The sequence below is a fragment of the Kribbella sp. VKM Ac-2569 genome, assembly GCF_004216905.1.
Taxonomy (GTDB): Bacteria; Actinomycetota; Actinomycetes; order Propionibacteriales; family Kribbellaceae; genus Kribbella.
Map to the genome: position 1 here is coordinate 479896 of NZ_SGXJ01000004.1, position 18007 is coordinate 497902.

Consider the following 18007-nt stretch of genomic DNA (forward strand, 5'->3'; position numbering starts at 1 on the left):
TTTGCTGCGCTGGGTGCGCGGCGGGGATCGTTGCGGACATGACTCCCGAGCCGGTGGTGCGATCGGCGGCCGAAGCTGAGGAGGCCCAGTACTGGGCTCGCCTTTACGGGCGTTGGGAGCCGTTCGATCTGGCTCAAGCGGCGGCGTTCATGGACGGTTTCGAGCGGCCGTGGTGGGTGGTCGGCGGGTGGGCCGTGGATGCGTTTACCGGCGTACGTCGTGAGCACGATGACGTCGACGTGTCAATCCTCGCGTCCGACGTACCTGCGCTCCGCGAGCACGTAGGCGATCAGTGGCATCTGTGGAACTTGGCCGGTGGCGACATGCGGCCGTTGACGCACCAGCACCCGGAGGTGTTCAACTCGGCGAGTCAGCTGTGGGTACGCGAAGACGGCGATGCTCCGTGGGTACTCGATCTGCCGCTGACACCGGATCGCGACGGGCTGTGGACGAACAAGTTCGTGCCGGATCACACGGGCCCGATCGACGAGGTCACGTGGGTGGCGGATGATGAGATCCGGTATCTGAATCCTGAGATCGTCCTGCTGTTCAAGGCGCGGAAGCGGCGTACGAAGGACGAGAAGGACTTCGCTCGTGTGTGGCCGATGCTTGCGGAGGGCAAGCAGATCTGGTTACGCGAGATGATCCCCGGGCACCCTTGGTTGCGTTCAGTCGAGCGGTGACGACCAGTCGGGATCGGGCAGCAGGGTGCGCAAGGGCGTCGTACGGCGCCTGCCCAGGATCACCTCGGTGTCGAGGTTCGACGGGTCGATCTGACGGATGAACTCCCGGCAGCGGCCGCACGGAGCGACGACGTGCAGCGGGCCGTCGCCGCGCCAGACGGCGACGATCTTCGCGATCTTGTACTCGCGCGCGGTCACCATCGCGGCGATGGCGGCGTGCTCGGCGCAGAATCCCGTACCGGACGCGGTGTCGATGCACACGCCGACGTACACGTTGCCGGCGTCGGTGAGCAGCGCCGACGCCACATCGCCGAAGATCCGATCGTCGACGTGATACGGATGCAGCACGGCCGCGGCCGCATCGATGAGTTCGTCGTTGATCACCCTCGAGAACCTAGCAACGCTAGCGTCAGTGAAACCACCGGATTTGCGTGTGAGACTGCGGTGGTGGCCGAGTCGTACGTGGTGCTCAACGGGGTGCGGCACTGGGTGCGCGTCGTCGGTGATCCACACCTGGGTACGCCGATCGTCGTCCTACATGGCGGACCCGGCGGGTTCATCTACGACTTCGAGCAGCTGACGGGCCCGTTGCTCGAGGAACTCGGGCCGGTTGTGTACTACGAGCAGCGCGGCTCCGGCCGCAGCGATCAGGACGGGAGGTACGCCGTACCGCTGCTGGTCGACGATCTGGAACAGCTGCGGCGGCATCTTGAGCTACCGCGGATCACGCTGCTCGGCATCTCGTTCGGTGGGGACCTCGCGGCCGAGTACACCGTCGCGCACCCGGACCGGGTCGACCGGCTGATCCTCCAGGGCACCGCGCTGGCCGGCCCGCTCACTCCGTCGCCGTGGGGATCCGGGTTCGAGGCGGTCGCCACCAGCGACGAGATGCGGGCCGCGATCCGTACGGCGGTTGCGGAATCGGGGCCGCGCGCCGTCTGGGACGTCGTCGACCGACCGACCATCGATCGCTTCTTGTTCCATCAGCCCGCGGCCGCCCGGCGGGTCCGCGAACTGTGGGCGGAGAGCGGCCTGATCAACACGGGCGAGATGGCGGCCGCGTTGGCGAAGGAACCGCCGCGGCCAGTGCCGCTCGCCGACGAGCTCGCCGCGCTCGACATGCCGGTCCTGGTGCTGATCGGCTTCTGGGATCGCAACGCGGGCGTCGACGCATGCCGTGACCTGGCCACCCGCCTTCCGCGCGCGCAGCTCCGCGTGTTCGACGAGAGCGCCCACTTCCCGAACGTCGAGGAGCCCGAGCGGTACGCCGCCGAGATCGCCGCCTTCCTTCAAGCGGACTGACGCGGCAGGAACGGCTCAGCGGGGTCAGGCTGTACGGCGTCCTGCAAGTTGATCTCGTGTACGCCGCAGAACTCGACGTGGCGGGCGTGCGTGAGTGCCTCGATCACCATGCTGTGGCACACAGCAACGAACGGCTCGTCGTCGACGGCGGCCTGTCGATGGAGCGCTCCGAGCGCGCGTCGACGTACCGACGACTGCGGCTCCCACGTCCGCGTCTCGCCCGGCGGCCACTCGCCGCCGTGACGGTGGAAGTCGCCGGTTGCCGCGATCGCCTCCGCCGAACGCCAGGAGAGCGTCGCATCTGGAAGCCACTCGCGAAGATCGAACTCGACCGCCGTCAACGGAAGCCGTGTCTCCGCCGCGATCAGGCTCGCGGTCTGCATCGCCCGCGTCATCGGCGAAGCCACAATCCGCCGCGCCCCGCAGTCCCTGAGCCGCCGCCCAGCCTCCTTCGCCTGCTCGATCCCTCTCGCGGACAACGGCGACAGATCGCGCGCCGGCCCCCACCAGCCCTCCGCGTTCAGCTGACTGCCGTCGACCTCCCCGTGCCGAACGAGCAACACCCGAGTCAATCGCCTACTCCTCGCCCGAGAAGCGTTCCCAGGCGGACTGCCGGCTGATGCCGAGGGCCTCGCCGATCCGGGCCCAGGTGACCGAGCGGGAACGCAGGCGCAGTACCCGATCCTGTACGGCGGCCTCGACCTGCCCGCGCGACTTGTCAAGCCGCACCATGTCGGCCAGCAACTCCTCGTCACTCTTCCCGTCCAGCGGCGGGAACGACGGAATCGGCTGCTCGTTGATCACCTGCACCGACAGGTCCACGCACTCGTTGCAGATGAACACCCCCGGCCCCGCGATCAACCGCTCGATCTCGTCCTTGGTCTTCCCACAGAACGAACACCGCAACACGTTGTCCGGCATCTCCAACCCTCCAGTCTGTCAGGGTCTCCCTGACACGCCTGTCAGGCTAAACCTGACAACCCGACGGGTCAACGGGCGAGGCAGAATCTGCGGGGTGGATTTGTTTGTGCGGTATCAGAGTCCGGTGCCGGATCGGCGGGGCCGGCGGATCGGGATCTTCGGGTTGGTGAACATGCTCGGGAATCGGGGGTATCTGAGTGCGGAGGAGGAACGGTTCCGGCGTACGACGAACGACTGGTACGACGCGACGCACACGAATCCGGCGAGCGTCGACCCGACCGTCTATGCGGACAACCTGCTGGCGGCTTCGTGGTTCAAGACGTCGGCGGTGTTCCTGATGGAGCCGATCCCCGGGTATCTGGCGATCCTTGCCTCGCACAACCTTCCGTGCGAACGGTACGAGTCGGCCGCGCCGGGCCGGGTGCTCTACGAGGACGAGCATCAGGTGGTCGTCGTGCCGCACGAGGACCTCGACGTCACCTCGATGATGTGGCTCCGCCCGAAGCTGCCATGAGGTTGGTGTATCTGACGGGGTCCTCCGGGGTTGGGAAGACGGCCGTGGGCGAGGAGCTGCGGCGGCGGGGGTTTGCCGTGTACGACGTTGACGCGGACGGGCTGGCGCGGTGGTTCGAGAACGGGACGAGGGCCGAGGTGCGGATGCCGCCGTACCGCGACGACGCCTGGTTCGCCGAGAACAAGTACCGCCTGCCGGCCGAGACCGTGCGGCGGATCGCGGACGAGGCCGATGGGGTCGCATTCATCTGCGGGACGGTGGGAAACGACAACGAGATCTGGGACCTGTTCGACACGGTCATCAGCCTCAGCGTCGACGCCGCGACGCTGCGCCGACGACTCGTGGGTCGGCGTGGCGCATTCGGATCGAGCGGCCCGGAGCTGGAGCGCGTGCTCGCGTGGCACGCGCACGTAGACGCCGACAACAGCCGGTACGGCGCTCTCCTGGTCGACGCGAACGCCCCGATCCCCGACGTCACGGACCGCGTACTCGACGCGCTCGGTATTCGCTGACTAACCCGGGACCCAGCAGAGGCAGAATGGGTGGCCTGCTGGGTCGGCGTAGACCTGTACGCCGCGGGCTGCCGAGGTATCGTCGGCGGGTTTGAGGAGGCGGGCGCCGAGGGCGAGCGCTCGATCGTTTGCGGTGGCGTGGGCCTCGACGCCTTCGAAGTAGAAGTCGAGGTGGATCTGCTGTGGCGTGCCGTCCGGCCAGTCAGGTGGTACGTGGTCCGGGGCGTGCTGAACCCCGAGCGCCCACCCGCCGTCGACCCAGATCGCGTGCCAGCGATCGCTCCACCTGTCGACAGTGCCGTCGAGGAACGTCGCCCAGAAGCTGCTCTCGGCCTCGATGTCGGCGGCGTCGAAGACGATCATCCGGTGCTTGATGTCCATCCGGGCAGTCTGGTGTACCCGCCGGGTGGGGTGAAGTGGGCTGGTGGATCACTTACCGTGATCCTCATGGCGTTTGGTGCGAAGGGGAGCAAGGGGGAGTCGTTCCTTGCGGTGGTGGTTGGTGGTGGGACGGCGTTCGGGCTGGTGGTGCTCACGTCGCGGGCGTGGAAGGCGTGCAACGTAGACGTCACCGGGAGCGTGCCGAACGGGCTGACGTTGCTGTTCCTCGGCGTACCGATCGCGCTGATCGTCAACCTCGTGCTGTTCAACATCGTCTTCCGGTACGCCGGGAAGGCGTTCCTGTTCTCGCTGATCGCCGCCTCCATCGCGATCGCGATCGCCGACCTCGCGCTGTTCTCCTGGCAAGGCACCCCGGCCGCCTCACCCGGCACCTGCCCCGGCAACGTCCCGCCGTGGTGGCCGACCTGGATCCCGACCTGAACCGCCAGCACATCACAATCGCGCCGCCCCCGGCGTAGTCAGGCGTGAGCGCGGGCGATCGCGGCAATTGTGATGGCCTGGCGGTCCGCCTCAGAGCAATCGCAGGAGTGCGGCGGCCCGTTCGGGGTCGCCTATGTGGGCCGCAGTCGGGAAGAGGCGGGCCCAGGAGCCGGCGCGTGTTAGCTGGCTGAGTCGGCGGGCGAGGTCGGCCGCGCGGCGGAGGTCGGGCAGCGTGTGGCCGGTCCATGTTTCGAGGTATGCGTCCTCCAACCGCGCCATCACCTCCGGACCGTGCTCCTCGGCGGCGCGCTCGAGCGCAACCAGCAGACTGCAGAACGGATGCCCGACGTTCGCGTCGCCCCAATCGAAGAACGTGTACCGCCCAGCCCCAGCAACCAGGATCTGACCGTCATGCAGATCGGCATGATCCAGCGAATCCGGTACGCCGATCGCAGCCAGCTCCTCGCACCACGCGACCAACCGCGGCCGGAACACCCGCAACCGTTCACGGTCCGCCGCATCCAACGTCTCGTTCCCAGCGACAGCATCGTCGAAGACCGTCGGCAGCCCATCAATTCGAGCATCAGGTACGCCGAGACGCAGCAGTTCCTCCGCCCGCGGTACGAGCGCCCGCTGCAGGTCGGCGTACTGCGTCAACGCCTCCTCCCACTCACGCGGCCCAGCCCCGAGACCGCGCAGCACCGACCCGCCGGACGGCAGTAGTGACCACCCGCGCTGGGCGTCGACGGCGTACGGCGTGAGGACGTGCTCGGGCGTCCACCGGGACAGCGCCTCGCCCAACCCGGCCTCGAACGCGCTCCCGGGCGACGCCGCCTTGAACCACACCGGGTCCGCCGCCTCGACCCGGACGAGCACCGACCACGGCCGGACCCGAACCTGACGCGGTCCGGTCTCGCGGACGTCGAGCTCGTCGAGCCGGGCATCCAGCCAACCGAGCGCCGCCGTACGCCACGACGGATCCTCCCAAGGCGTCAACGCGTCCGGATACGCGCCGCGGTTGATGTCCATGCCGGGACCATAATCGAGGGATGACGCGCTGGCCGGACTCCCCGTACCGAGTAGGGATCTCGGGCTGGCGCTACCCGCCGTGGCGGAAGGTCTACTACCCCGACGGGCTGCCGCAACGCGCCGAACTCGAGTACGCGTCGTCCCGGCTGAACTCGATCGAACTGAACGGCTCGTTCTACTCCCTCCAGCGACCGACGTCGTACCAGCGCTGGTACGACGAGACGCCCGAGGGCTTCGTGTTCTCGGTCAAAGGCCCGCGGTTCGTCACGCACCTCAAGCGACTCGCCGACGTGGATGCGCCGCTGGCGAACTTCTTCGCGTCCGGAGTTCTTGCGCTAGGCAACAAACTCGGCCCGGTGCTGTGGCAGCTGCCGCCCAACTTCCAGTACGACGCCGACCGATGTGCGAGCTTCTTCGCGCAGTTGCCACGGACCACAGCCGAAGCGGCCGAGGTCGCCAAGCGGCACGACGAGCGGATGAAGGGCCGCGCACTGCTCGAGCCGAAGGTCGACGGGCAGCTGCGGTACGCGATCGAAGTACGTCATGACAGCTTCAAGACCAAGGGATTCATCGAGCTCTGCCGCGAACATGACATCGCGCTGGTCTGTGCGGACACCGCCGGCAAGTGGCCGATGTTCGGCGACGTCACCGCGGACTTCGCCTACGTCCGGCTGCACGGCGCCGAGGAGCTCTACGTGAGTGGGTACGACGACAAGTCGCTCGGCCGCTGGGCGCGCAAGATCCGCTCCTGGAAGTGCGACACGTTCGTGTACTTCGACAACGACGCCAAGGTGCACGCGCCGTACGACGCCGAGCGGCTGGCCGATCGCCTCGGGATCAGTTCGGCCGCCGACGAAGTGTGACGGCCTTAGCGTCGGCCACATGACACAGAACCCCGGAGAACTCGTCGAGCAAGCCGTCGAACGGTCTCTCAAACTCATCGTCACCTGGCCGGCCTGGGACGGCGAACCGCGGACGTCCGACGACGACCGCATTTTCACGCCGCACAAGGCGGTTCGCCGGATCGCCGACCACCTGATCGATCACCTGGCCGAGGTCGAGGCGCTGCTGGCCGGCGTACCGACGCAGCCCGACGAGTGGCACGCGAGCGCACTCACATCCGCCGCGGACCTCGCGCCGTTCACCGAGGAGGATGTCCGCGAGGCCGAGCAGCGACTGCAACGCCTCGGGCGGACTTTCGCTCTGCGGTACGCCGCCCTCGGCCCGGCCGAATGGGACAAGGACCGCGCCCCGAACTGGACCCTCCGTCAGATCGCGGAGCACCTCACCGAACTCGACTGGTACGCCGCCCAGATCGGCGACCTGTCACAAAAGGACTAGTTACAAAGCAACTAGAACAGTCGAGCGCCGACCGGCTCCTCCAGGTCCAGGAGGAACTGCTTCCGCTTCAATCCGCCGGCGTACCCGGTGAGCGACCCGTTCTTCCCGATCACCCGGTGGCACGGGACGACGATCGACAACGGGTTCTGCCCGACCGCCTTCCCCACCGCCTGCGCCGCGTGGGCCGGCTCCCCGAGCCGCGCCGCGATTTCGCCGTACGTCGTCGTCTCGCCGTACGGGATCTCCTCGAGCACCGACCAGACCCGCCGCTGGAACTCCTCGCCCTCCAGCCGGGTCGGCAGCTCGAAGGTGTGCCGCGAGCCGCCGAAGTACTCCTCCAACTGCGAGACGACGACCGCGATGAGCGGGTCGGACGCCTCGACCCGCTCACCCAGCGTCTCCGCCGTCGGCTTCACCCAGTGGTGCGGGAAGTAGACGCCGACCAGCACGTCCTCCGACACCACCACCGTGAGCTCCCCGATCCGGGTGCTGACCACCGCATGCCTGTTCATACAGATAGAACGCGTCAGCACCCGAACCTGTGAGGGCTTACGAACTGATGCGCTCCCGCGTACGACGACGGAAGTCGCGACCGATCTGCGTCGTCTCGGCGTGGTGCACGTCGGCCACCGCAAGTGCCGGCGATCCATCCAGTGGGGCCTGCGCTACCCACTCGCCTCGGGGATCGACGACGCCCGCCGTCAGCCCCGCCTCCGGGTTCGCCGGTACGGCGAGGCTGATCCAGGACGTGTTGTTCACTGCGCACCCACGCGCCTGCACCGCGATGTGCTCATGCCCCGAGACGCGGTGTGTCGCGTAGGACACCAGGACGCCGTCGGCGCCGAGCCCGTCGTACTCCACGAACAGCTCCGGGAACAGCACATCCAGTCCGAGCGCGAGCCCGAACCGGAACCCGTCGACGTCGAACGTCACCGGCTGCTTTCCGGCCGTGTACATCCACTTCACCTTGGTCGTCGACAGCGTGCGCTCGTCGTACCGGGCGACAACCTTTCCCTGGTCGGACACGACATACATGCTGTTGTGCGGGCGCCCCTCCGGCAGGTGGTGCACCGAGGGGATCACCACCCAGATCCCGAGCTCCCGTGCGAGTGCGTTGATCTGGTCGAGCTCGGATTGCAGCACCGACCACTGTGCCTTGGTCCAGTCGGAGGCGCCCACCTCGTCCGGGCCGAGCGAGGACATGATCTGCTTGCTCGGGAAGCAGATCGCGCCCTCGGTGAAGTGCACCAGGCGGGCGCCGGCCGCAGCCGCCTGCCTCATGAAGTCGCGGAGTTCGGCACCGCCCGCGCGCAGCTCGTCGGCGTTCGTCGGGTCGTGGCGCATTGTCGACTGGACGACGGCGACCCGCAGTGTGGTTTCTTCCGGCATGTCTGGTTCTCCTTGTGGAGTCGGACGGAAGTGCCGGAGGGCAGTCGTGTAGGACTCGCCGGTTTTCGCGGCGCGGGCTCGTACCCGTTGCTTGAAGTTCCTGTGCGCTGTCATCTGGCCTTCCACGCACTCGCACGTGATCCCCCAGCGATCCCGTCGAGGCGGCAGACCAGGACGAGCGGCCCGAGACAGGAAGTCCCTTTGCCTTCTCACTGTGACCGCGCTGGGGCCGGTCGACGAAGGTGAGGCGCGGGCCGCGCCGGACCAACATCCTCGCCGACCGTCACCAGCAGAGTCAACCAAGCACGACGGCGTGCCGTCAGCGCAGATGTACGTCGTCGGCCGCGTCCATCGCGACCCCGACCAGCTCCGGGTTGAGGTCGACGACGGTGTTCCCGTCGGCGTCCAGATGTCCGCGTTTGGCGATCGTGAGACCGATCAGCGCGAGCGTCCCGGCGCGCTGGCGACGTACCCGATCTTCCGGGCGCTCCGGCTCCGGTACGGCCTCTTCGGCGTCCCGCTGCCACGCGGCGACAGCCCGCTCCGCGAGTGCGGCCGGCACCGTGACTTGGATCGTCGGCAGCTGCGCTGCGCGGAACGTCGTACCGATCAGACCTAGCACTCGGGCTTCACTTGCATTCACGACTCTGGATGCTAGCGCGACCACGGGCGGCATAAAGTCGGACCTGGGCGCGGTTGTCTTCCGGAGTACGCGCAGACGACGTTTGGAGCAGAGGGTGAGTATTCGGGTCGGGTACAAGGCTTCGGCGGAGCAGTTCGGGCCGCGGGATCTGGTGGAGTACTCCGTTCGGGCCGAGGAGCTCGGGCTCGACAGTGTGACCGTGTCGGACCACTTCCTGCCGTGGCGGCACGAGGGCGGCCACGCGCCGTTCGCGCTCGCCTGGCTCGCGGCGGTCGGCGAGCGGACCAACCGGGTGCTGCTCGGTACGTCGGTTTTGACGCCGACGTTCCGGTACAACCCGGCGGTGATCGCGCAGGCGTTCGCGACTCTCGGCGAGCTGTACCCGGGGCGCGTCATGCTCGGCGTCGGCTCCGGCGAGGCGCTGAACGAGATCGCGGTGTCGGGGATGGAGTGGCCCGAGTTCAAGGAGCGGTTCGCTCGGCTGCGGGAGGCCGTTCAGCTGATCCGCGACCTGTGGACGAAGGACGGTGTCAGCTCCGAGGGGCCGTTCTACAAGACCGTCGACGCGTTCATCTACGACCGTCCGGAGACCCCGCTGAAGGTGTACGTCGCCGCGGGCGGTCCGCTCGTCGCGAAGTACGCCGGGCGTGTCGGTGACGGGTTCATCGCGACGTCCGGGAAGGGGATGGAGCTCTACACCGAGAAGCTGATCCCGGCCGTTCGCGAAGGTGCCGAGAAGGCCGGGAAGAAGTTCGAGGACGTCGACCGGATGCTCGAGGTGAAGCTCTCGTACGACCGCGACCCGGCGTTGGCGCTGGAGAACACCCGGTTCTGGGCGCCGCTGTCGCTCACCCCGGAGCAGAAGCACAGCGTGACCAGTGCAACCGAGATGGAGCGGCTCGCCGACGAGCTGCCGATCGAGCAGGTTGCGAAGCGGTGGATCGTGGCGTCGGACCCGGAGGAGGTCGTGAAGCAGTTCCAGCCGTACCTGGACGCCGGCTTCAACCACTTCGTCGTACACGGTCCGGGGAACGACCAGGAGCGCTTCCTCACCCAGTTCACCGAGGATGTCCTTCCGCTGCTGCGCAAACTGGGCTGACAATCACCCCGTGGCCGAATACGAGATCGTTCAGGAAGGCGACCCGCGGTGCGCCGAGCTCGAAGCAGCCGGGTATCGCGTGGTCGCCGAGTCCTGGGCGGTCCGGCTGTTCGAACCGGACCGTGAGCTGCTGGAGTCCGCCGTACGCCGGGTTACCGCCGGCGGACTCACGCTCCGCGAACTCGGGCCCGAGTCTGCCGCGGATCTGCATGCGCTGGAGAAGGCGAACGAGGCGGACTATCCCTACACGCCCGCGACCCATCGCGTGGTCGGAGAGTTCGCCGACGTCGCGGGGCTCTGGCCGGAGAACCGGGTCTTCGGCGCCTTCGACGGCAACCGGCTGGTCGGCGCGACGGTGATGCGCGAAAAGGACGGCTTCGGCGACACCGCCTTCACCTCGGTCCTCGCCACCCACCGCCGCCGCGGCGTCGCCCAGGCCGTCAAGGCCGCCTCCATCCTCGCCTTCCTCGACATCGGCATCACCCGCTTCAGCACCGGCGGAGCCGCCGCCAACCAAGCCAGCCTCCAAGCCAACCAATCCCTCGGCTACGAACTCACCGAACAATGGCGCACCTACGCCCCCTGACCTCTTGACCGCGCACTAGCATCGCGGAATGCCTCTGCTTGTGGATGCGGTTCTGGCTCAGGGTGCGTTGCGGGATGCGGCGCAGCCGCGGCTGGTGACAAACGACGGGCTGCTGCTGCGACCGTGGCAAGGGCGGGACGCGGACTCGGTGCGGACCGCGTTCGGCTGTCCCGACATTCAGCGCTGGCATGTCCGTCGGCTCGACACTCTCGAGGAGGCAGGCGAGTGGGTCGGACAGTGGGTCGACCGGTGGGACGCCGAGACCGCGGCGAGCTGGGCAGTCGTCGATCGAGATGACCAGCCGCTGGGTCAGGTCGGGTTGCGCGAGATCTCCCTGACCCAAGGTTCAGCCGCGCTGTCGTACTGGGTGACCCCGGCGGCCCGAGGACGAGCGGTCGCCGCGAGGTCTGTCGAGGCCCTGTCCACCTGGGCTTTCGGGTCGATCGGGTTCAACCGGCTGAACATCCACCACTCCACCACCAACACCGCGTCGTGCCGGGTCGCCGAGCGCACCGGATACCGCCACGAGGGAACACTCCGGCAGGCGATCATGCACGCCGACGGCTGGCACGACTGGCACCTCCACGGCCGCCTCCACACCGACACCTGATTCCAACCGCCGGCCGGTTAGTGCAGGTCGTCGGAGAGGGACTTGGCGGCTTGGGCCAGTAGGGGGATGGCTTGTTCTACGAGGGATTCGGTCATGCGGCCGGCGGGGCCGGAGATGGAGATGGCGAGGGGAGTGGGTGCGTCGGGGACGGCGACTGCGACGCAGCGAACACCCACTTCCTGTTCGCCTTCGTCGATCGCGTAGCCGAGGTCCGCGGCCTGGTGGAGCTGGGTGGTGAAGACGTCGGGGGTGACGATCGTGTTGTCGGTGTGTTTGGGCATGCCGGTGCGGTGCAGGAGGTCGCGGACCTCGGCGTCGGGGTACTGGGCGAGGATCGCCTTGCCGACCGCGGTGCAGTGCGGAAGGACGCGGCGGCCGACCTCGGTGAACATGCGCATCGAGTGTCGCGACGGGACCTGCGCGAGGTACACGATCTGGTCGCCGTCGAGCATCGCCATGTTGGCGGACTCGCCGAGCTCGTCGACGAGCCGGGCCAGATGCGGCCGGGCGAACACACTCAGCATGTGCGACGAACTCTCCCCGAGCCGGATCAGCTTCGGTCCGAGTATGTACTGCCGCGACGGCTCTTGACGCAGGTAGCCGAGGTCGACCAAGGTGCGAACCAGCCGGTGGATCGTCGGCAGCGGCAGGCCGGAGGCCGCGGCCAGCTGGGACAGGCCCATCATCCCGCCCGCGTCGGCCATCGTCTCGAGCAGCCCGAAGGCCCGCTCGATGGACTGCACGCTGCCGGTGCGTCCCTTGCCGTTCGTCTCCACCATGACAACCACCTTTCCGGATCACGGAAGTTTAGCGCCAGATCCCGGAAACGCGAGTGCTTGTGTCTTCCGCAAGGTAGATATTAGTCTCCACAATACGGAAAAGGAGGCGGCAGTGAGCCTGGATGATCTGGTGACCGAGCTTGACCGGCGGCTGGCGGCCGCGGATGCGGCGCTGACCGCGGACTATCGCGGCGATCGCGGGGTCCGGCAGCCGGTCCACACCGTGTACGTTCCGGCCGACCGGTACGACGTACGCACGGTGGAGGACTGGGGTGCGCAGGCGCGGGCAGCCCTCGACGAGTACGGCGGATCGGCCGAGGAGTTCGCGAAGGTGCTGGATCTGCCCGGCGAACTCGCGGACGACGTGTACGACCGCGTGCGGGCCAAGCTCGAGCGTGAGCCGATCGAGGACCTCCGTGTCGACTTCGAGGACGGCTACGGCAACCGGCCGGACGACGAGGAGGATGCCGCGGCGATCGCGGCCGCCCAGGTGTTCGCGACCAGCAAGCAGACGCCGTACCAGGGCCTGCGGATCAAGTCCCTGGAAGCGCCGACCAGGCGTCGCAGTGTGCGGACGCTCGACCTCTTCCTCAAGCACCTGGGCGCGATCGACGACGGCTTCGTCATCACGCTCCCGAAGGTGACGTCGGTCGAGCAGGTCGAGGCGATGGTGCTCGTGCTCGAAACGATCGAGCGCCAACGCTCGTTGCCGCCGCTGAGGTTCGAGATCCAGATCGAGACCCCGCAGGCGATCCTCGGCGCGGACGGCACCGCGCTGATCGCCCGGATGATCAAGGCCGGCGGCGCACGCGTCACGGGTCTGCACTACGGCACGTACGACTACTCCGCCTCGCTCGGCGTCGCGGCGGCGTACCAGAGCATGGAGCATCCGGTCGCCGACCACGCCAAGGACGTCATGCAGCTGGCCGCGGCCGGCACCGGCGTGTTCGTCTCCGATGGTTCGACCAACGTTCTCCCGGTCGGCGACGCGGTCCACGACGCCTGGCGCCTGCATTTCCGGCTGGTACGTCGTTCGCTCGCGCGCGGCATCTACCAGGGCTGGGACATGCACCCTGCCCAACTCCCGACCCGCTACGCGGCGACGTACCTGTTCTACCGGGAAGGCTTCGACCAGGCTGCCCAACGCCTCCGCGCGTACCTGGGTGACGGCGAATCCGGCTACCTCGACGAGCCCGCAACGGCTGCCGCGCTCGCCGGTTTCGTACTGCGCGGCATCGAGTGTGGCGCGATCGAGACGTCAGAGTTCGACGACAACGACCTCGCCAGGCTGGCGCGCAGAGCAGCCCCCATGCCCTAGCCTCGCGGCATGCGACTGGTTGCGGAGTTCACCACGGAACCCTTCGATGTGGAGGGGGCGCCGCCCGCGCACGCCACTGAGGCGTTGCGGGCGGCGGAAGCGGCCGGGCTCGATTGCGAGTTCGGCCCGCTCGGTACGCAGGTCAGCGGCGAGCAGCATCTCCTGCTCCCGGCGCTCCCGAAGGTCCTCGAGGCGGCGTTCGCCGGCGGCGCGAGCCAGGTGACCTTGCAGGTACGGCGCGATGCCTGAGCAGCACCCGCTGGTGCAGGCGATCGCGCCACTCGTCGAGCGGCTGAACGCCGAACTCGTCGACGCAGCGGACGCCCGCACGGACGACGTGACGCTTGAGTGGGACGGCAAGCCCGTGGTCGCCGTACGCCTGCCCTCTCCAGCTCCGGCTAAGGCGTCCGAGAAGGAGGGCGGCGTGCAGAGTCTGCTGGCCGCTGTCGCCGAGGAGTTGGGCGGTCCGCTGCGCGACCTGTCGCGGCACGACAAGCAGCAGGCCGTGCTGCTGCTGGAGGCGCGCGGAGCCTTCGAATACCGCAAGTCGGCCGAGATCGTCGCCGAGGCGCTCGGCGTCACGCGCTTCACCGTCTACAACTACCTGAACCGCGCTCGCTGATTTCAACAAACTGTTGACGGCAAGCGCGGCAGCTGCCACTCTCGTCATACGGAAAGTCGATTTCGGGATTCGAGAAGGTGTGATCCGTGGACCTGGAGGAGTTCAACTCCGCTCCGACCGACCGGCTCCGGCCGGCGCTGGCGGCCTGCTGCGACGTGCCCCGCTGGGTCGACGCGATCCTGGCCAAGCGGCCGTACGGCGATCTCGCCGCGCTGACCGCGGTCGCCGACCAGTCGCTCCGGGAGCTCGACGACAACGAGGTCGATCGTGCACTTCAGGCGCATCCGCGGATCGGTGACCGGCCGCAGGGCGCGGGCACCGAGGCCGCCTGGTCGCGGAACGAGCAGTCCGGTGTCGGCGACGACGCCGGCGTCCGGCAGGAGCTTGCCGACGGCAACCGTCGGTACGAAGAGCGGTTCGGCCGGGTGTTCCTGATCTGCGCCACGGGGCTGTCGGCGGCGCAGATGCTGGACAGTCTGCGGACCCGTCTCACGCACGACGATGCGACCGAGGCAACCGTCGTACACGAAGAGTTGCGCAAGATCGCGCTGCTCCGGCTGAGCAAGGTGGTGGCGGCATGAGTTCCCTGTCCACGCACATCCTCGACACCGCGCTGGGGCGACCGGCGCGGAACGTCCAGGTCCGGCTCTACCGGGGTGACGTTCTCGAAGCCACCGGTACGACGGACGACGACGGGCGGATCGGGGAGCTCGCGCCGACGTTGGAGCAGGGAACGTACCGGCTCTGGTTCGACGTCGCGGCGTACGCGGAATCCACCGGCCAGGACATCTTCTTTCCCGAGGTCTCCGTGACCTTCACGGTCGCCGACGAGCGGCACTACCACGTCCCGTTGCTGCTCAGCCCGTTCGCGTTTTCCACCTACCGAGGGAGCTGACCTCAGATGGCCATCCACCTGGGAGCCAACCAGTACGGCAAAGCCGAGAACCGCGTCGTCCGCATCTACCGCGACACGCCTCGCCACCAGATCCGCGACCTGAACGTGTCGACCGCGCTCCGCGGGAACTTCGAGGACGCGCACACGACCGGCGACCAGTCCGACGTACTCCCGACCGACACGCAGAAGAACACCGCGTTCGCCTTCGCCAAGGAGAAGGGGATCGGAGCGATCGAGGATTACGCGCTGACGCTCGGCGCGCACTTCCTGGACGCGTCGCCGGCCGCGCAGGGGGCGCGGGTCGAGGTCGAGGAGTACGCCTGGGAGCGGATCCAGGTCGACGGGCAGGAGCACGACCACTCGTTCGTGCGGACCGGCGGCGGCGTGCGGAACACGGTCGTCAACGTGGAGGGCCGGGGCGCGGAGCGGAAGTCCTACGTCGTGTCGGGGATCAGCGATCTCGTCGTACTGAAGTCGACCGGGTCGGAGTTCCACGGGTTCCTGAAGGACGAGTACACGACGCTGCCGGAGACGAACGACCGGATCCTGGCGACGTCGCTGGTCGCGCGCTGGCGCTACGACCACACAGAGGTCGACTGGGACAAGTCGTACGACGAGATCAAGGGACTGCTGCTCTCGCGCTTCGCCACGATCCACAGTCTTGCGTTGCAGCAGACGTTGTACGGCATGGGCGAGGCGGTGCTCGAGCAGCACCCGGAGGTCGCCGAGATCAAGTTCTCGGCGCCGAACAAGCACCACTTCCTGGTCGACCTGTCGCCGTTCGGCGTCGAGAACCCCGGCGAGGTCTTCATCGCCGCCGATCGCCCGTACGGCCTGATCGAGGCGACCGTGACGCGGGACGACGCCAGCGACGCGGGCAGCGCCTGGCACGCGACACCCGGGTTCTGCTGACCATGTCGACGATCGTGATCGAGGGCGCCTACGTGGCGACCCTCGATCCGGCCCGGCGCGAGTTCGTCGGGCACGTGGTTGTCGAGGGCAACCGTATCGTCGCGGTCGGTCCGGGACCTGCTCCGGCGTACGACGATGCTCGCGTCGTGGACGGACACGGCTGCCTGGTTACGCCGGGATTCGTGAACACGCATCAGCACCTGTACCAATGGGTTACGCGCGGCCTCGCCGCGGACGCGACCCTCTTCGAGTGGCTGACGACGCTGTATCCGGTGTGGGCGCGGATCTCCGAGGAGACCGTGTACGTCGCGGCGCGAGCGGCGCTCGCGCAACTCGCGCGGACCGGATGCACGACCGTTGCCGATCATCACTATGTCTTCCCCCGTGACGGTGGCGGCCTGCTCGCGGCAGAGATCGCGGCGGCGGGTGAGATAGGGCTGCGGTTCCATCCGGCCCGTGGGTCGATGGACCGCGGTCAGAAGGACGGCGGGTTGCCGCCCGATTCCGTGGTCGAGAACCGCGACGAGATCCTCACCGCCACGGAGGCCGCGATCGATCGCTGGCACGACCCGTCACCCGATTCGATGCTGCAGATCGTGGTCGCGCCATGCTCGCCGTTCAGTGTGAGCGGCGAACTGATGCGCGAGTCCGCGGAGCTGGCGCGGCGGCGTGGGGTGCGGATGCACACCCATCTCGCCGAGACCACGGACGAGACGGACTGGTGCCGGGAGACGTTCAACTGCACGCCTCTCGAGTACGCCGACCGCCTCGGCTGGACCGGTCCGGACGTGTGGTTCGCGCACGGGATCCACTTCGACGACGCGGAGATCAAGCACCTGGGCAGCACCGGAACCGGCGTCGCCCACTGCCCCAGCTCCAACGCCCGCCTCGGCGCCGGCATCGCCCGTACGGCGGACCTCCGGGCTGCGGGTTCTCCTGTCGGCCTGGGCGTAGACGGTGCCGCGAGCAACGAATCCGGGAGCTTGGTGGAAGAACTCCGCCACGCCCTGCTCTTCGCCCGCGCCCGCGGCGGCCCGCAAGCCCTGACCGTCCGCGCCGCCCTGGAGATGGCGACCCTGGACGGCGCTCGCATCCTGGGCCGCTCCAACGACATCGGCTCGATCGAACCCGGCAAACAGGCCGACCTGGCCGTGTGGAACCTCACCACTCTCCCGCACGCCGGCATCCCCGACCCGATCGCGGCCCTGGCCCTCTCCACACCCCCACCCCTGGCCCTCCTCCTCGCGAACGGCCGCCCCGTCGTAGAACACGACGTACTCCAAACCGCCGACGAGACAACCCTCGCCACCCAGGTCGCGCACACCCAAGCCGCCCTCCTCGGCTGACCTGCGATATCCCCCGGTGACTGGGAACTAGCAATTGCCTGTTCCCAGTCCCCGGGGGTTATTCACAGTTGCGGGATCGCCGGTCCGCGTGGCGTGTGAGACGTGCACGTTCTAGGGCATGAACAGGAGATTGGAAGTGATCGCGGCGGGCCGGGGCGGGTGGTTCACGCGCTCGGACGCGCTCGCAGCCGGCTACAGCGACAGTGAGCTGCGGCAACGCGTGCGCAGTGGGCAGTGGATCAGGTTGAGCTTCAACTCGTACGTCGACCCGCGGGCCTGGCCGACAGACGAACCGCCGTGGGAGCGTGCGACGAGGATCCACCTACTGAACGTGCGGATGGCGAGTGAACGGCTTGGTGACGTCGTCGTGAGTCATCAATCCGCGGCGCTGCTCCACGGATTGCCCGTCTGGGGAACCGATCTGTCGAGGGCACACTTCACTCGCGTGGCGTCCGGTGGGGCCCGCTCTGGCCGAGGGGTTCGGGTGCATCGCGGCACGACCTCCGCCGACGAGATCGTCGAATTGGGCGGCCTCAAGGTCACGACGGTGGATCGCGCGATCGTGGAGACCGCGTGTACGACGTCGTACGAGGTCGGCGTAGTCCTCGCCGATGCCGCCCTCCGGATGTAACTCACAAACAGGGCGTGCCTGGCAGCAGTCGCACGACGGCATCAACGGTGGCG

General features: G+C 68.1%; 26 protein-coding genes and 1 pseudogene. 18 read left to right on the forward strand and 9 right to left on the reverse strand.

Annotated features, from left to right (window positions below; genetic code table 11):
• The first annotated feature begins 38 nt into the window (after positions 1 to 38).
• Positions 39 to 683 (forward strand): hypothetical protein, encoded by a 645-nt coding sequence (locus EV649_RS28875; RefSeq protein ID WP_130386752.1) that lies wholly within the window; start codon positions 39 to 41, stop codon positions 681 to 683.
• Here the strand turns inward: EV649_RS28875 and EV649_RS28880 are convergent.
• Positions 669 to 1067 (reverse strand): cytidine deaminase, encoded by a 399-nt coding sequence (locus EV649_RS28880; RefSeq protein WP_130386753.1) that lies wholly within the window; start codon positions 1065 to 1067, stop codon positions 669 to 671. The two genes, EV649_RS28875 and EV649_RS28880, sit on opposite strands and share 15 nt — an antisense overlap.
• Before the next feature lie 63 nt (positions 1068 to 1130).
• Here EV649_RS28880 and EV649_RS28885 point away from each other — a divergent pair, with 63 nt between their 5' ends.
• The gene (locus tag EV649_RS28885) at positions 1131 to 1985 is read left to right on the forward strand and encodes an alpha/beta fold hydrolase (RefSeq protein ID WP_157996337.1); all 855 of its coding nucleotides are present in this window, start codon (positions 1131 to 1133) and stop codon (positions 1983 to 1985) included.
• On the opposite strand, the gene EV649_RS28890 is transcribed toward EV649_RS28885, so the two are convergent.
• Both EV649_RS28890 and EV649_RS42150 read right to left on the reverse strand, forming a co-directional pair.
• Positions 1973 to 2548, reverse strand: a complete 576-nt coding sequence (locus EV649_RS28890; protein WP_241998889.1) for a histidine phosphatase family protein — start codon at positions 2546 to 2548, stop codon at positions 1973 to 1975. The genes EV649_RS28885 and EV649_RS28890 overlap by 13 nt on opposite strands.
• A 226-nt stretch (positions 2549 to 2774) precedes the next feature.
• Positions 2775 to 2906: pseudogene (locus EV649_RS42150) on the reverse strand (ClpX C4-type zinc finger protein); the annotation flags it as partial.
• 106 nt (positions 2907 to 3012) lie between these two features.
• Here EV649_RS42150 and EV649_RS28900 point away from each other — a divergent pair.
• Positions 3013 to 3420 (forward strand): hypothetical protein, encoded by a 408-nt coding sequence (locus tag EV649_RS28900; RefSeq protein WP_206751591.1) that lies wholly within the window; start codon positions 3013 to 3015, stop codon positions 3418 to 3420.
• A complete protein-coding gene (locus EV649_RS28905) occupies positions 3417 to 3932 on the forward strand; it encodes an AAA family ATPase (protein ID WP_130386757.1) in 516 nt (171 codons plus the stop codon). Before EV649_RS28900 ends, EV649_RS28905 begins: the two co-directional genes overlap by 4 nt.
• Here EV649_RS28905 and EV649_RS28910 read toward each other — a convergent pair whose 3' ends face one another.
• Entirely contained in the window at positions 3933 to 4313 is a 381-nt protein-coding gene (locus EV649_RS28910) for a VOC family protein (protein WP_130386758.1), read from the reverse strand.
• 66 nt (positions 4314 to 4379) lie between these two features.
• Here EV649_RS28910 and EV649_RS28915 point away from each other — a divergent pair, with 66 nt between their 5' ends.
• A complete protein-coding gene (locus EV649_RS28915; RefSeq protein ID WP_130386759.1) occupies positions 4380 to 4754 on the forward strand; it encodes a hypothetical protein in 375 nt (124 codons plus the stop codon).
• Positions 4755 to 4844: 90 nt separating this feature from the next.
• Here EV649_RS28915 and EV649_RS28920 read toward each other — a convergent pair whose 3' ends face one another.
• Positions 4845 to 5783, reverse strand: a complete 939-nt coding sequence (locus EV649_RS28920) for a phosphotransferase (RefSeq protein ID WP_130386760.1) — start codon at positions 5781 to 5783, stop codon at positions 4845 to 4847.
• A 20-nt stretch (positions 5784 to 5803) separates the two neighbouring features.
• Here EV649_RS28920 and EV649_RS28925 point away from each other — a divergent pair, with 20 nt between their 5' ends.
• Complete coding sequence (locus EV649_RS28925) at positions 5804 to 6646, forward strand: DUF72 domain-containing protein (RefSeq protein ID WP_130386761.1); 843 nt, start codon at positions 5804 to 5806, stop codon at positions 6644 to 6646.
• A gap of 19 nt (positions 6647 to 6665) precedes the next feature.
• Complete coding sequence (locus tag EV649_RS28930; RefSeq protein ID WP_130386762.1) at positions 6666 to 7124, forward strand: hypothetical protein; 459 nt, start codon at positions 6666 to 6668, stop codon at positions 7122 to 7124.
• Positions 7125 to 7135: 11 nt separating this feature from the next.
• Here EV649_RS28930 and EV649_RS42065 read toward each other — a convergent pair whose 3' ends face one another.
• The 3 genes from EV649_RS42065 to EV649_RS28945 all read right to left on the reverse strand — a co-directional run bounded on the left by EV649_RS42065 (position 7136) and on the right by EV649_RS28945 (position 9156).
• Positions 7136 to 7636 (reverse strand): methylated-DNA--[protein]-cysteine S-methyltransferase, encoded by a 501-nt coding sequence (locus tag EV649_RS42065; protein WP_130386763.1) that lies wholly within the window; start codon positions 7634 to 7636, stop codon positions 7136 to 7138.
• A 37-nt stretch (positions 7637 to 7673) separates the two neighbouring features.
• The gene (locus EV649_RS28940) at positions 7674 to 8513 is read right to left on the reverse strand and encodes a carbon-nitrogen hydrolase family protein (RefSeq protein ID WP_130386764.1); all 840 of its coding nucleotides are present in this window, start codon (positions 8511 to 8513) and stop codon (positions 7674 to 7676) included.
• 319 nt (positions 8514 to 8832) lie between these two features.
• Positions 8833 to 9156, reverse strand: a complete 324-nt coding sequence (locus tag EV649_RS28945; RefSeq protein ID WP_130386765.1) for a hypothetical protein — start codon at positions 9154 to 9156, stop codon at positions 8833 to 8835.
• A 94-nt stretch (positions 9157 to 9250) separates the two neighbouring features.
• On the opposite strand from EV649_RS28945, the gene fgd reads away from it, so the two are divergent.
• The 3 genes from fgd to EV649_RS28960 are packed head-to-tail and all read left to right on the forward strand — an operon-like array spanning position 9251 to position 11451.
• Positions 9251 to 10255, forward strand: coding sequence for a glucose-6-phosphate dehydrogenase (coenzyme-F420) (fgd, locus tag EV649_RS28950; RefSeq protein WP_130386766.1), 1005 nt, complete (start codon positions 9251 to 9253; stop codon positions 10253 to 10255).
• Positions 10256 to 10265: 10 nt separating this feature from the next.
• The gene (locus EV649_RS28955) at positions 10266 to 10841 is read left to right on the forward strand and encodes a GNAT family N-acetyltransferase (protein WP_130386767.1); all 576 of its coding nucleotides are present in this window, start codon (positions 10266 to 10268) and stop codon (positions 10839 to 10841) included.
• 28 nt (positions 10842 to 10869) lie between these two features.
• Positions 10870 to 11451 (forward strand): GNAT family N-acetyltransferase, encoded by a 582-nt coding sequence (locus EV649_RS28960; RefSeq protein WP_130386768.1) that lies wholly within the window; start codon positions 10870 to 10872, stop codon positions 11449 to 11451.
• Positions 11452 to 11468: 17 nt separating this feature from the next.
• On the opposite strand, the gene EV649_RS28965 is transcribed toward EV649_RS28960, so the two are convergent.
• Entirely contained in the window at positions 11469 to 12230 is a 762-nt protein-coding gene (locus EV649_RS28965; protein WP_130386769.1) for an IclR family transcriptional regulator, read from the reverse strand.
• Positions 12231 to 12342: 112 nt separating this feature from the next.
• Here EV649_RS28965 and EV649_RS28970 point away from each other — a divergent pair, with 112 nt between their 5' ends.
• From EV649_RS28970 to EV649_RS29005, 8 genes are all read left to right on the forward strand, one after another.
• Entirely contained in the window at positions 12343 to 13548 is a 1206-nt protein-coding gene (locus tag EV649_RS28970) for an aldolase/citrate lyase family protein (RefSeq protein WP_241998783.1), read from the forward strand.
• 9 nt (positions 13549 to 13557) lie between these two features.
• On the forward strand, positions 13558 to 13797 hold the full coding sequence (locus EV649_RS28975; protein ID WP_130386770.1) for a thiamine-binding protein: 240 nt from the start codon (positions 13558 to 13560) through the stop codon (positions 13795 to 13797).
• Positions 13790 to 14170, forward strand: a complete 381-nt coding sequence (locus EV649_RS28980; RefSeq protein WP_130386771.1) for a helix-turn-helix domain-containing protein — start codon at positions 13790 to 13792, stop codon at positions 14168 to 14170. The genes EV649_RS28975 and EV649_RS28980 overlap by 8 nt, the downstream gene beginning before the upstream one ends.
• 86 nt (positions 14171 to 14256) lie before the next feature.
• A complete protein-coding gene (gene uraD, locus EV649_RS28985; RefSeq protein ID WP_130386772.1) occupies positions 14257 to 14751 on the forward strand; it encodes a 2-oxo-4-hydroxy-4-carboxy-5-ureidoimidazoline decarboxylase in 495 nt (164 codons plus the stop codon).
• Positions 14748 to 15065: a hydroxyisourate hydrolase gene (gene uraH, locus EV649_RS28990; protein ID WP_130386773.1), complete on the forward strand. Its 318-nt coding sequence runs from the start codon at positions 14748 to 14750 to the stop codon at positions 15063 to 15065. The genes uraD and uraH overlap by 4 nt, the downstream gene beginning before the upstream one ends.
• A 6-nt stretch (positions 15066 to 15071) precedes the next feature.
• Complete coding sequence (gene pucL, locus EV649_RS28995) at positions 15072 to 15977, forward strand: factor-independent urate hydroxylase (RefSeq protein ID WP_130386774.1); 906 nt, start codon at positions 15072 to 15074, stop codon at positions 15975 to 15977.
• 2 nt (positions 15978 to 15979) lie between these two features.
• Entirely contained in the window at positions 15980 to 17323 is a 1344-nt protein-coding gene (locus EV649_RS29000) for an 8-oxoguanine deaminase (protein ID WP_130386775.1), read from the forward strand.
• 118 nt (positions 17324 to 17441) lie between these two features.
• Positions 17442 to 17954, forward strand: coding sequence for a type IV toxin-antitoxin system AbiEi family antitoxin domain-containing protein (locus EV649_RS29005; RefSeq protein WP_130386776.1), 513 nt, complete (start codon positions 17442 to 17444; stop codon positions 17952 to 17954).
• The last annotated feature ends 53 nt before the right edge of the window (positions 17955 to 18007 follow it).